Source organism: Thalassospira tepidiphila MCCC 1A03514 (assembly GCF_001662875.1).
GTDB classification, from domain to species: Bacteria; Pseudomonadota; Alphaproteobacteria; order Rhodospirillales; family Thalassospiraceae; genus Thalassospira; species Thalassospira tepidiphila.
In genome coordinates, this window is the sequence record NZ_JPVZ01000006.1 from 163,352 (window position 1) to 175,682 (window position 12,331).

Here is a 12,331-nt window from a genome sequence, read left to right on the forward strand (position 1 = left end):
GATATTGCATCCTATTTCCCAAAGGACACGGCGCCATTATTCAGACGCCCTACATAACAATCAAATAAACATTTTCGAAACTTGCATATCAAAATTGATATACTAAAATCACGCCATACCGGAGGAATCCATTATGGCCAAGACATCCAATCTGCTCCCGCTCAGTTCTGCGAAGTCCCTGCTTTTCCGCTCTGGCAACCTGTTTCAGAGGGGGCTTAAGCTTAGTCACCTGCGCATGATTGTCGCGATGGAAGAGACCGGTCAGATCAGTCTGGCGGCTGACATGCTCAAGACATCCCAACCGGCTGCCTCTAGACTATTGTCTGAGATGGAAACCATCCTTGAGGCGCGCTTGTGTGTCCGCAGTGCGCGCGGGATCGAGATGACCAATGCCGGACGCGCCCTTGCCAGACGCGCGCGCAGCATGCTGATTGAAATCCGCGAAGCCGAACGCGAGATCGAGGATATCAAACATGGCGGCGGCACTGTGTTCATCGGGGCGGTGACCGCGGCGGCCGTTGAACTGGTCGTGCCCGCCATCCGAAGCGTTCAGGCCGTCAACTCCTTGCTTGAGGCCCATGTTGGTGTCGGACCTTCGCATTTGCTGATCAAGGATTTGCTGGCCGGTGATCATGACTTTGTCATTGGCCGCGTGCCCGAGGATATGGACCCCCGCCTGTTTAACATCCGCGAAATCAGGAGCGAGAAAATCCGCCTCATGGTGCGTACGGGGCACCCGCTGCTTGAAAGCAACAAGCCGATCACCCTTGCCCGCCTTGCCCAGTTCGAATGGATTTTGCCGCCACCCGGCAACCTGATGCGTCGCACGATCGAAGATGTGTTTATTTCACGCCACCTGCCCTTGCCGCATTCGAGTTTGAATTCCGCATCCCTTCTGGTGACGCTGGCGACCCTCTCGGACACCAATGCCATCGCCCCGATGGCCGAGGAAGTCACAACCCTACTGACCAGTGGCGGGCTGATTACCGAACTGCCCTTTGATGGCGCGATTGAAATCAAACCCTATAGCCTGATCACCGCGCGCGGCCATCGGCTTTCACCTTCGGCACAACTGGTTTCCGATCATATTCTCGCACGCATCGAAAAACCGCATGGCTAGGCTGATCGTCATGCAATTGTTTGCACTGTGAAGCGTCTCAAAACTGGCGTAAGCTTCTGAGACAAAACAAGACATGTTGTGACCGAGAGTAAAACATGCCCGCAAGCCTTCGATATCTCAGCGCCCTGTTCGTCGTCGTCTCGCCCCTGATCGCAACGGGTGCGCACGCCAGTGCGACCGATGACAGCACGGCGGAAATGTCCGATATGGACCGCCCGGCCGCCTTTGCGGTCATGGACATGCGTGCCAGCACTGCATGGGCGATCAATCATTTTCAGTGGCTGGATCCGAACGAAGAGGCGCTTGAAACGCTTGTGTTTTCGGCGGGCAAAGGGCCTATGCGGCTTGATTTCGTCATGGGCAATATCGTTCCGTCCTATTGCGAACTCCGCCCCGATCCCGAGAATTGCGATGGTCCGGGCGTCCCGGTCAGCTGGATGGAAGATGTCCCGCAAACCATCTGCATGGATATTCCCCTCGTGCTTAAGGCGCGCCACAAGGATGTTTTGAAAAAGGCCGATCTTCTGTGCCTGCAACCACAAAGCAACCTGCTTTTCCCCGATGACTGGATTGCTGGCAACGGCTGGCCACAGGTCCATCTGCACCAGACTGTCACGCCAAAAAAAATCCGCCATGACGGCAATACGGCGATCATTGACCTTGTGATTACCGATGCCATTGCCACGGGCATTGCCAACCTGTCCGAACAGGGCTATGGCCCGGCCAAAATCGGCATGAGCGATGATGAACTGCGCGACGTCATCGGCCCGAACCTTGATACGTTTATCGCCGGCGATGATGAAAGCTGCACCTATCTGCAGCGCGATCTTGATCCGTCCGGACTGGGCTACATGGTCCTTGATGGCAAACTTGCCCGCGTGTCGCTTTATGGTGACGAACATGACGTTGCCACAAGCCTTGTGCGCACCCGCAATGGCCTTTCCATCGGATCGACCAAGGAAGACGTGTATGCCGCCTTTGCCGGTCAAACCTTGATCGAGGAAGAAAACGAATATCTTGGCCCGGACGGGCGCTATGTCACCTGGTGGCAGGATGACGCAAAAACGCACGGCATCCGGTTTGAGATTGATGAAAACGGCACGGTCATCGCCATTCATGCTGGCAGCGATGCCATCACATTGATCGAAGGCTGCGTCTAATCCCCGACAACCAAGCGTCACCGCATTTTCTTTGCCGTTGACTTGGCAATTGACTTGCAGGGCCAAGCCGGTAAAAGCGCGTCTTGCGCAGATCATACAGATCTCGCCACTACCCAAAACCAACAACAATATTGCCATCCCCTTGCCGCAAAGCCCGACCAGAACGGCGTGCTTGCGGAGACACGAACACGAATGCAAACACCCATAACGTCCAACCTTGTTGTCCTTACCGGCGGTCCCGGTACGGGCAAAACCACATTGATCAACCATCTTGATGACCGGGGCTTTGAAACAAGCCCCGAGGTGGCGCGCGCCATCATCGAAGAACAGCTTGAACGCGGCGGCACCGCCCTGCCGTGGGAGGATAATGATGCCTATGCCGGGCTGATGTTTCGACGCTCCATCCGCGCATGGCAGGAAGACATCCAAAATCACCCGCGCACGGTTTTCTGTGACCGCGGCCTGCCCGACACCTTGGCGCACCGCAGGCTTTCGGGATTACCGGAGAACCCCGACCTCATCCGCGCGATCAATACCTATCGCTATCACCGGGTGGCGTTCGTCCTGCCGCCCTGGTCGAAAATCTATAAAAACGATGCGGCACGAACACAAAGCTTCTCCGAGGCCGTCAGAACATATGTCGTGCTGTGCCGGACCTATCATGAATGCGGCTATGAACTGGTCGAAATTCGCAAAGGCCCGGTCGAACAACGCGCCGCCCAGATCCTTGCCCGCCTCAAACTCTAAGAAACACGCCCCACGATGACGTCAAACAAACCCGCATCCCGATTTGCCAAGCGTGCCGTCATGGCATGCACGGCCGCCGTAACGATGATCGCCAGCCTGCCGGCGATTGCCGCCTGCTATGACTGGCCGCTGCGCGAATATCGCGGCAACTATGCCTATGACGGCGACACGATCTATGTCGCCATTCCCGGCCTGCCTGATGAGATCGCCAATATGTCGGTGCGCGTGCGCGGGGTCGACACGCCTGAAATGCGCGGCCAATGCGACAGTGAAAAGCAACTGGCGCAAAAGGCGCGGGACTATGCCCGCCAACGCCTGAAGTCTGCGACATCGGTACAGTTCTGCGAACCGGAATGGGGTCGCTATGGCGGGCGCGTGGTGGCGTCTGTAAAGATTGATGGCAGCCCGCTTGATCTTGAGCTGATCGAAAACGGCCTTGCCCGCCCCTATGACGGCAAAACCAAACGCCAGTCCTGGTGCCAAGGTTGAGTGCCAAGGCTGAGTGTCAGAGCTGGCCAAATCAGCCTTTGATGTCACTTCGGTGTGAAGTCACTGGACAACGGCGATATTCCAACCATCTTTGCAAACAGGAAATTGCCGGACCGAAGTTCAGAAAGGCTTGAGTGACGAAATATGAGCAAATATCACAAAGACCCGGATGCCATCCGCGACCTGTCGCCCGAACAGTATTATGTGACACAGGAAAGCGGCACCGAACCGCCGTTTCGCAATGATTTCTGGGATCACAAGGAAGACGGGCTTTATGTCGATATCGTCTCGGGCGAGCCGCTTTTTACCTCGCGCGATAAATTCGATAGCGGCTGTGGCTGGCCAAGCTTTGTGAAGCCCGTTCAGTCCGAACATGTCGTCGCCAAGGAAGACAACACGCACGGCATGCGCCGGATTGAAGTCAGATCCAAACATGGCGACAGCCATCTTGGCCACGTTTTCCCCGATGGCCCGAAGGATCGCGGTGGATTGCGTTATTGCATCAATTCCGCATCCCTTCGCTTTGTCGCGATCGAGGATCTTGAGGCCGAGGGATATGGCGAGTATCGCCACTTATTCGAATAAACAGACAAAAAAGACCGGCATCTGGCCGGTCTTTTTATTTGTATGATGATTAGAAATCACACTCAAAAATCACCGGGTGCACATTGCAGGCAAGTCAGCCCCATATCGCGCCATTTATCGACCACCCGTCTGCGATCATCGACCACAAGCCACGGGTTAAAGCCATCCTCGATGATCTTGGCCAGCAGGTCTTCCTTGACCTCTTCATCACTGCGGTGATCGGCGTCCATGGGGCGCAGATACATGCCATCAAAGGGAATATCATGCGCACGCAGCCAGGCTTCTGATCGGTGTTGCCAGCCCGCCGGACGGCCCGAACAGATCAGGATTGCATGGCCGGATGCATGAAGGATGCGCAACAGTTTCTCGATATTTTCAATCGGTTTGGCGTGGTCCATGGCGTCAAAGAACGCATCCCACTGTTTTTCCACACCATGAACCAGATGCCCCAAAGCATCGGCATCAAAATGCGCCAACGTGCCATCCATATCGAACACGACGGCATCACGCGCATCACGGGCTCTGGGTTCAGTCACGCAGAAATCTCCTTGATCAGGTTTTCGGTCAAATTTTCATACTCCCAGCCGATTTCCATCGGGCGGAACAGGATCGGGGTGGCGTTGGGCACGCGCGGGCCATCGGCCTCAAACCCGGTCATGTAAAGAATGCAGCGCGCCACACCGGAATGGGCAACAATCACCGTCAGCTCATCACTGACCTCGGCCAGGGCCTGTTGCATGGCAAAGGATACGCGCTGGCACATGGCATCAAACCCCTCGCCATTGGGCGGGGTGTCAAAGCGCGGGCAAAGTTCGGAGATCGGACGGCCTTCCAGATCGCCCCAATGACGTTCGCGCAGGCCATCAAGCACCCTGGCGTCATAATCGGGCAACACCAGATTGGCCGTCGTCCGCGCCCGGTCCTGTGGGCTGACATAAACCGCCCGCCATTTCGCCATCGCCATTAATGGCGCAATCGCCACCGCTTGTTCGCGCCCGGTTTCATTCAGTGGCGGTTCGTTTGATCCGGCAATGATCCCCGCCCGGTTGGCATCGGTTTCCCCGTGCCGGATGAAGACAAACGGCAGTTTGGGAAAATCGAACTTTTCAGCGGCATAGATCATGACCGGACATCACCTTTGTTGGAGAACGCATGCATTACAAATAGAACCGATCTGCAAGCTGTAGCCGCCCGTCAAACCCGTCGACAAGTCCAAAATCTTCGGGCCGGCTGGTGAAAAGCGGCACGACCTGCATGGCATGGCATTGATTGGCGAGATCAATCACATGGCTTGCCAATGGGTGCACGTTCCAGCGCCGGAAATGGGCATGGCCCTTTTCGACCATCTTGCGCGCCTCAATCGGCATGAAACCGGTAAAGATCACATGCGCACTTGCCCCCATGCGCCCGGCATCCTGCCATTGATCAATCAGTTCGCGCGCCTTGCCAAAGGTTGCGCACGGCGCATGACACAGCAGCAAGCGTGCATCGGGATTGAAATGCTTTGCCTTGTCCTTGAGGCTGCGCAACTGGCGGATCGCATCACTTGCAACGTAATCCGATCCATGGGCATCAAGCACCTGCTTGACCTGCCCATAGCAACGATCATCCATCGACCAGTCGGTCAGGCCATGACGTTCGAACAACAAGGCCATTTCCGCCGCCCGGCCACTGGGCGGGACGGGAAAGAGGATCTGCCCATCCAGCTTGGTCATGGTGGTCAAAAGGCTATCAATGCGGACCTGCTGGGTCAGTTGTTCCATGCCATAGGACGCATCAAGCAGGACCGTTGCGGCATCAGGCGGCGTGTCATAGAGGAAATAATCGGATTCCTGACAAAAATCGCCGGAATACAGCACCCCGCCCCCCAGTTCGAAATGCAGCCACACCCCGCCAAAGGAATGGCCGGTGCGCCCGGTGGTCACGGTCACGCCATCCACCTGAATTTCCCCATAAGGCGGCAGCGAGATGACATTGGCGCCCTTGGGAAGGGAGCGCGCGGTGACTTCGGTGCAATAGATCGGCAAACCGGCATCGACGATTTCGCCCGCCGCCCCGATATGGTCGATATGATCGTGGGTAATGAAAACGGCGTTAACTTTATTCAGCCACGCCGGATCAAAACCCTGATCACTTTCGGGACCGACCCCGCAATCCAGCAGCCAGCGACGGTTAAAGAATTCCAGTCGCAAACAGGCCGGTCCCTTTTCACCAAGACCGGAAAGAACACGCATACGGGCTGACATCAGGCGGCCTCACCCGACATGCGGTCAAACACCCAGCCGTCATTGACCTGAAGGCCGACTTGCTCCCCGATCCGGGCACGGCGGTTGGCATAGACCGGCAAGGTCTGATCCGCGCCAATCCGGACCGACAGGCGGAACCGCCCGCCGAGATAGACGCAATCATCGACCTGGCCGCGCAATGGCGCATCATCGATGACCCAGACGTCCTCGGGCCGCAGGCAAAGACCGGCATTGGCAGTCGTAAGGCCATCAGCCAGTTTCGGGCAGATGCGCGCGGTAATGCTGCTTTGCCCCAACTGGACAGAGCAATTGCCATTACTTCCGACCGTCACACCTTGCACCGGCAGGACTGCCCCCGCCCCGACAAAGCCCGCCACCATCAGATCAGCCGGTTCACGATAGAGCGTTTCGGGCGCTGCCATCTGGCGAATATGGCCCTTGTCCATCACGGCAATCCGGTCGGCCATTGCCATGGCTTCGGACTGGTCATGGGTGACGTAAATCATCGTCGCCCCGGTGCGACGATGGAAATCCAGAAACGCCTGCTGCATGGTTTCACGCAGGTGGACATCAAGGTTCGCCAACGGTTCATCGAGCAACACCGCCCGCGGTTCCATGACAAGGCAGCGCGCCAGTGCCACACGTTGACGCTGCCCGCCTGAAAGTTCCGACGGGCTGCGATTGGCATAGGGGCCAAGGGCGACGATATCGAGTGCCTCGGCAATCTTGCGGTCCTGATCGGCCCGGCCGAGCCCGCGCACCTCCAGCGGATAACCGACATTGCGCGCGACTGTCATATGCGGCCAAAGGGCATAGGACTGAAACACGATGCCAAGATTGCGGTCCTCGGGACTGATCATGACGTTGTTTTCAGGGCTTGCCATGATCTGACCGCCCAGTGAAATCTGCCCGTGATCAGGTTCTTCGAACCCGGCCAGCAAGCGCAGAAGTGTTGTCTTGCCACAGCCGGACGGGCCCAAAAGGGCTACAAATTCCCCATCGGCGATATCAAGCGAGACCTGATTGACCGCCCGATAATCGCCAAAGCATTTGGTAATGCGCGAAAGATTTATGTCTGCCACGGTACAACTCCTTTGGGCAAACGACGCGCGGCAAGCTGAAAACAGCTCATCAGCGCGATCACCACCAGCACGACCAGAACCGCCACGGCCGAGGCCAGAACGGTGTCGCCACTGTCATCAAGATTGAAAATCAGAACGCCCAACGTCTCGTTCCCGGCCGACCACAAAAGGGCCGAAACGGTCAGTTCGTTAAAGGCGGTCAGGAACACCAAAAGCGCACCGGCCGCAGCCGAAGGGGCAGCAAGCGGCAGCAAGATATCGCGTAAGCGGCGCGACAACCCGGCACCACAGGCCTGGGCGGCTTCTTCCAGGGCCGGGTCAAGCTGGGTAAAGCTGTTCATCACCGGACGCAGCGCAATCACCAGAAAACGCGCCAAGTACGCGACAAAAATGATCGCAAGCGTGCCATACAGACTGACATCAATCAGCGGAATGCGGATGAACAACAAAATGCAGGCAATCGCCAAAACCACACCGGGCAAGGCATAGGGCACCTCGACCAGAAGATTGATCAGCTTGGTCAGGTTCGAAGGCCTGCGCACCATCACATAGGCCAGCGGCAGGCACATCAGAACAAGCGTCACCGCCGCCCCCACGGACAGAACAAAACTGTTCTGAAACGCGCGTATGGTGGATGGTTGCACGAACATGACTTCGTGGAACGCCTCGAACGTCGCGTTGGCGAATGTCAGCTTGACGCCGAAGGCCGGAACCAATGCGGTGGTAAAAAGCGCCAAGAGCGGAATGACCAGAATGGCGACCAATACCGTCCAAAGGGCCATTTCAACCAAGCTTCGGCGCGCACCGAGTTTGACATCCAAAGGACGCCCGACCATGCCCATCAGGCGATAGTCACGTTTGGACAGCAAACGGTGATGCAACGCCACGCCACAAATCGCAATCGCCCCGATCAGCATGGCAAGGACGGAAACCTCGCCCAGAACGGACGGGCCGAACCCGGCAAGCTTTTGATAAATCAATGTCGGCAGCGTCTGGTAGCCTGCCGGAATGCCCAGCATCGCCGGAATGCCAAAGTTGCCAAGCGCGGTGACAAAGGCCATGGCGGTTCCGGCAATAAGGCCCGGACTGGTCAGCGGCAAAATGATCTGCCACCACAAACGCCCGCCGCGTGCACCCGCCAGACGGGCGGCTTCGATCTGTTCGCGTGGCAACATGCGCAAATTGGCGCGCAGCGTCAGAAACACGATGGAGGCATGCTGGATCCCCAACAAAAGGGCGATGCCCTCGGCGGAATAAAGCGGCTGGGGCGATCCCAGCGGCGGGGCCATGCCAATGGCATTTAAAAGCGCACTGCTGGGCCCGGTCAGTTGCACCCAGCTGAGTGCCGTAATCTGTGGCGGGATCATCATCGGGATCATGAAACAGAACACCAATGCCGCCTTGGCACGTATATCGGTCAGTGCCACCAGAAAGGCAAAGGCACCCCCGATCAAAAGGGAGATAATCGTTCCCAGACCGGCGGTATAAAGACTGTTTGCCGTGGCCCGCCAAGTTGATGAATTGCCCAGCACGTCATGAAAATAATCAAACGAAGGCACACCACCGACCATCACACCTTCAAACCCAAGGCGCAGGATCGGCAAAATCGAAATAATAAATACCGGCACCACCAACCAAATCAGCAACCGGTCCGAAGACCGGTTGCCATTTGGTTTGGCGATTATGCCAGGCAGAACGCCGCGAAGGCGACCTGTAGCCTGCATTATTCAGCCCCGAACATGTCTGCGAATTTCTGTTTGTTGGCTTCGGCCTGTTCCAGCGCGATGGCCGGATTGAAGTCCATCAACTTGATCTCGCTGCGTACCGGGAAACCGGCCGGAAGCGCCATGTCGTTGCGCGCCGGGATGTAGCCCATATCAAGCACCAGTTCCTGACCTTTTTCGGACAGAAGGAAATCAACGAACTTGTGCGCGGCATCAACGTTCTTGGCGTCTTTCATGATCGCGACCGGCTCGGTCACATAGGTCACACCCTCAGACGGGAAGACGAAATCAACCGGCGATCCATCGGCCTTGCCACGGATGGCAAGGAAGTCGACAACCACACCATAGGGCTTTTCGCCCGACGCAACGGCCTTGAAGGTGCCGCCGTTGCCACCCTTGGCGCGTGCTTCGTTGGCGGCCAGGGCCTGATAGTAATCCCAGCCAAGATCCTTGTTCTCGGTCAGGGTGGACAGGTGAATAAGGGCCGCACCGGAATAAAGCGGGCTTGGCATTGCAATCTGGTTTTTCACAGCCGGATCAGCAAGGTCTTTCCACGATGTCGGGGCTTTGACGGCGGTGTTGTAAACGATGCCGCTGGTGATCAGCTTGGTCGAATAGTAATAGCCTTCGCCGTCATAAAGACCGTCTTCATAGGCACTTGCCTCGCCCGATTTATAGGCCTGAAGCTGACCTTCCTGCTTGAGACCTTCAAGCGTTACGGTATCGGCAATCAGAAGAACATCCGGGCGCGGGTCGCCAGCAGCGATTTCCGCACGCAGTTTCGCCAGCAGTTTGGTGGTGCCGTCACGGACCCACTCAACTTCAATATCCGGATTGGCAGCCATAAAGGCATCAACAGTGGCCTGGGCATCCTTGTTCGGCTGACTGGTATAAAGAACCAGCTTTTCAGCAGCCTGCCCCACAACCGGCAGCATCATCGCGGCAGAGGCAACCGCAGCAAGAAGAACGTTACGCATGATCGGCATCCCTTAGATCGAAAAGAAGGTTTCGTTCGAAAATGTTTCGATCCGGAAGCTATCGGGATTTCGATTTCAGTTGTGTGACAACACCAAGAATTAAATGTTTCAACAGGAAAACCGGGCTATGCAGCGGCGTTTCGGCCTGTCTATACTCGGATCACAAGCGAAATAACAACTTTCGAACGAAAGAAAAGCCGTGACTAAAACGTCTGATGCAGTGCCCCTTGACCGCCGACGCGACCGCATCGTCGCCCTTGTGAAATCGACCGGCTTCATGGCAGTCGAGGAACTGGCACGCCGGTTTAACGTCTCGGTCCAGACCATCCGCACCGATCTGCGCGATCTGCATGAACAGGGGCGCGTATTTCGCCGTCATGGCCTTGCGGGCCCGGCCCCCGATCCGGATAACTCGGCCTATGAAAAGCGCGAAGTCTGGAACCGCACCGGCAAGATGGCAATTGCCGCCAAGGTGGCTGATCTGATCCCCGAAGGCTGCACGATTGCGATTGGCACTGGCACCACCGCCGAACTCGCCGCCCAGCATCTGGCATCGCATCGCAACTTAACGGTTCTCACAAACAATCTGCATGTGGTGATGGCGCTGCAAAATGCGCCGAATGTCACACTGCGCCTTGCCGGTGGCACCGTGCGCACGCGTGACTTGGATATCATTGGGGCGGACAGTGCGGACTTTTTCGGCAGCATGCGCGCCGATTACGGGATTGTCAGTGTTGGCGGGATGAGTGACGAAGGGGATTTGCTGGACTTCAACATGGATGAAGTCCGCGCCCGTCGCGCACTGGTATCATGCTGCGATCATGCGATCCTGATGATTGACGAGAAGAAAGTTGGCCGCAAGGCGCTCTGCCGTGACGGCCATGCCAGCGATTTTCAGACTGTGTTGCTCAACACAGCCCCAAGCGACGCGCTGCAACGCGCACTGGTCAAGGCGCGCAGTCAGATTGTTGTGGTGTCTTAATCAGCAAACAAGCGTTGCTTCCTCGCTGATGGTCAGATCACCTTCGACATGCAGGGTGTGGTTGGGCGCGACCGCCTTCCAGCTATCGCTTTCGGTATCAAGCGGCTCGGAGACGACAATCACGTGATCATCGCGTTTGCGCCAGTAAAGTGATGGCGGTTTGTCGTCGCTGGCATGACGGATGGCGCAGACGCTTTTGCCGTTTGACAGGCAGGCGGTGAAGCGGAACGGAGACGTCGCACCGCGCACCTTCATTTCATTTTCAACCACCTCGATCGTGCGGCGAATGGCGCGGTGCGGGTCATCACGCAAGCCGAGTGTCAGCATCAGGCAAAAGATCAGTTCACTATCGGTTGAGCCCTGTCGGCCTTCGTAAAACTCATCCTCAATCATCATTTCCAGGGATCGGCGCACCAGCGGGTAATCGCCAATCTGGCCGTTATGCATGAAAAGATACTGTCCGTTGGAAAACGGGTGGCAGTTGGTGCGGCTGGTGTGGGTGCCGGTGGATGCGCGGACATGGGCAAAGAACAGGCCGGACCGGATATGATGGGCAAGCGACCGCAGGTTCGGGTCATTCCAGGCCGGCAGGATTTCGCGATAAAGCCCCGGTGTCGGGCGTTCGTCATACCAGCCAAGGCCAAAGCCATCGCCATTGGTCGGTGTTTTGGCCTGTTCGGCATGCAGGCTTTGTTCGACCAGTGAATGGCGCGGCTCAAAGACCAGCTTTTCCAGATAAACCGGATCCCCGATATAGCTCAGCCAACGACACATGATTTGCCCCCGCACATGAAATTTGATCGCGCACATCTAAGCCGGATAATCACAGCATGGTCAATGTGATATTGTGTGTCTCTGTCCTGATTGCAGGGCATGGCTGAAAGTCCGGCACTTGTTGGCAAAAAGAACAACAAACCTCTTGCCAAGGCGGGTGATTGTCCGTATTTTCCGCGCCACAAAATGAATCGTGCTGGCGTAGCTCAGCTGGTAGAGCGGCGCATTCGTAATGCGTAGGTCGTAGGTTCAAATCCTATCGCCAGCACCATTTTGTAAAACAAAGACCCGCCAAGACGCAGCCTGCTGCATCTTTGGCGGGTTTTGTGTTTGCTGGGCTTGTTTGTGACTGTGCAATGTGGGATTGCAGTGCAATCTTTTCACATTCCCCCCACCCGATGCGTCTGTTTGCAAGGAACCGTTATAACTTCTTGCAGATCAGGGG

Annotated in this window: 13 protein-coding genes and 1 tRNA gene; 7 read left to right on the plus strand and 7 right to left on the minus strand. The window is 56.7% G+C overall.

Features of this window, described 5'->3' with window-relative positions:
• The first annotated feature begins 133 nt into the window (after window positions 1-133).
• The 5 genes from TH4_RS14415 to msrB all read left to right on the plus strand — a co-directional run bounded on the left by TH4_RS14415 (window position 134) and on the right by msrB (window position 4,101).
• Window positions 134-1,120, plus strand: coding sequence for a LysR family transcriptional regulator (locus TH4_RS14415; RefSeq protein ID WP_064781654.1), 987 nt, complete (start codon window positions 134-136; stop codon window positions 1,118-1,120).
• A gap of 95 nt (window positions 1,121-1,215) precedes the next feature.
• Entirely contained in the window at window positions 1,216-2,280 is a 1,065-nt protein-coding gene (locus TH4_RS14420) for a hypothetical protein (protein WP_064781655.1), read from the plus strand.
• A gap of 192 nt (window positions 2,281-2,472) precedes the next feature.
• Entirely contained in the window at window positions 2,473-3,027 is a 555-nt protein-coding gene (locus tag TH4_RS14425; protein WP_064781656.1) for an AAA family ATPase, read from the plus strand.
• A 15-nt stretch (window positions 3,028-3,042) separates the two neighbouring features.
• Window positions 3,043-3,516, plus strand: coding sequence for a thermonuclease family protein (locus TH4_RS14430; RefSeq protein ID WP_083997110.1), 474 nt, complete (start codon window positions 3,043-3,045; stop codon window positions 3,514-3,516).
• A gap of 144 nt (window positions 3,517-3,660) precedes the next feature.
• Window positions 3,661-4,101, plus strand: a complete 441-nt coding sequence (gene msrB, locus TH4_RS14435) for a peptide-methionine (R)-S-oxide reductase MsrB (RefSeq protein WP_064781657.1) — start codon at window positions 3,661-3,663, stop codon at window positions 4,099-4,101.
• Between the two features lie 62 nt (window positions 4,102-4,163).
• On the opposite strand, the gene TH4_RS14440 is transcribed toward msrB, so the two are convergent.
• The 6 genes from TH4_RS14440 to TH4_RS14465 are packed head-to-tail and all read right to left on the minus strand — an operon-like array spanning window position 4,164 to window position 10,130.
• Complete coding sequence (locus TH4_RS14440; RefSeq protein WP_083997111.1) at window positions 4,164-4,637, minus strand: phosphatase domain-containing protein; 474 nt, start codon at window positions 4,635-4,637, stop codon at window positions 4,164-4,166.
• Window positions 4,634-5,224, minus strand: a complete 591-nt coding sequence (locus tag TH4_RS14445; RefSeq protein ID WP_064781658.1) for a histidine phosphatase family protein — start codon at window positions 5,222-5,224, stop codon at window positions 4,634-4,636. Before TH4_RS14445 ends, TH4_RS14440 begins: the two co-directional genes overlap by 4 nt.
• A gap of 34 nt (window positions 5,225-5,258) precedes the next feature.
• Entirely contained in the window at window positions 5,259-6,347 is a 1,089-nt protein-coding gene (locus tag TH4_RS14450) for an MBL fold metallo-hydrolase (protein WP_083997112.1), read from the minus strand.
• The gene (locus tag TH4_RS14455; protein ID WP_064781659.1) at window positions 6,347-7,429 is read right to left on the minus strand and encodes an ABC transporter ATP-binding protein; all 1,083 of its coding nucleotides are present in this window, start codon (window positions 7,427-7,429) and stop codon (window positions 6,347-6,349) included. Before TH4_RS14455 ends, TH4_RS14450 begins: the two co-directional genes overlap by 1 nt.
• Window positions 7,417-9,153: an ABC transporter permease gene (locus tag TH4_RS14460; protein ID WP_064781660.1), complete on the minus strand. Its 1,737-nt coding sequence runs from the start codon at window positions 9,151-9,153 to the stop codon at window positions 7,417-7,419. Before TH4_RS14460 ends, TH4_RS14455 begins: the two co-directional genes overlap by 13 nt.
• A complete protein-coding gene (locus tag TH4_RS14465; protein ID WP_209272280.1) occupies window positions 9,153-10,130 on the minus strand; it encodes an ABC transporter substrate-binding protein in 978 nt (325 codons plus the stop codon). The genes TH4_RS14460 and TH4_RS14465 overlap by 1 nt, the downstream gene beginning before the upstream one ends.
• A gap of 199 nt (window positions 10,131-10,329) precedes the next feature.
• Between TH4_RS14465 and TH4_RS14470 the strand changes: the two genes are divergently transcribed.
• Entirely contained in the window at window positions 10,330-11,112 is a 783-nt protein-coding gene (locus TH4_RS14470) for a DeoR/GlpR family DNA-binding transcription regulator (protein ID WP_083997113.1), read from the plus strand.
• Here the strand turns inward: TH4_RS14470 and TH4_RS14475 are convergent, their stop codons facing one another.
• Window positions 11,113-11,886 (minus strand): class II glutamine amidotransferase, encoded by a 774-nt coding sequence (locus tag TH4_RS14475; protein WP_064781706.1) that lies wholly within the window; start codon window positions 11,884-11,886, stop codon window positions 11,113-11,115.
• Between the two features lie 195 nt (window positions 11,887-12,081).
• Between TH4_RS14475 and TH4_RS14480 the strand changes: the two genes are divergently transcribed.
• Window positions 12,082-12,157: transfer RNA gene (locus TH4_RS14480), tRNA-Thr, on the plus strand.
• Window positions 12,158-12,331 lie beyond the last annotated feature (174 nt).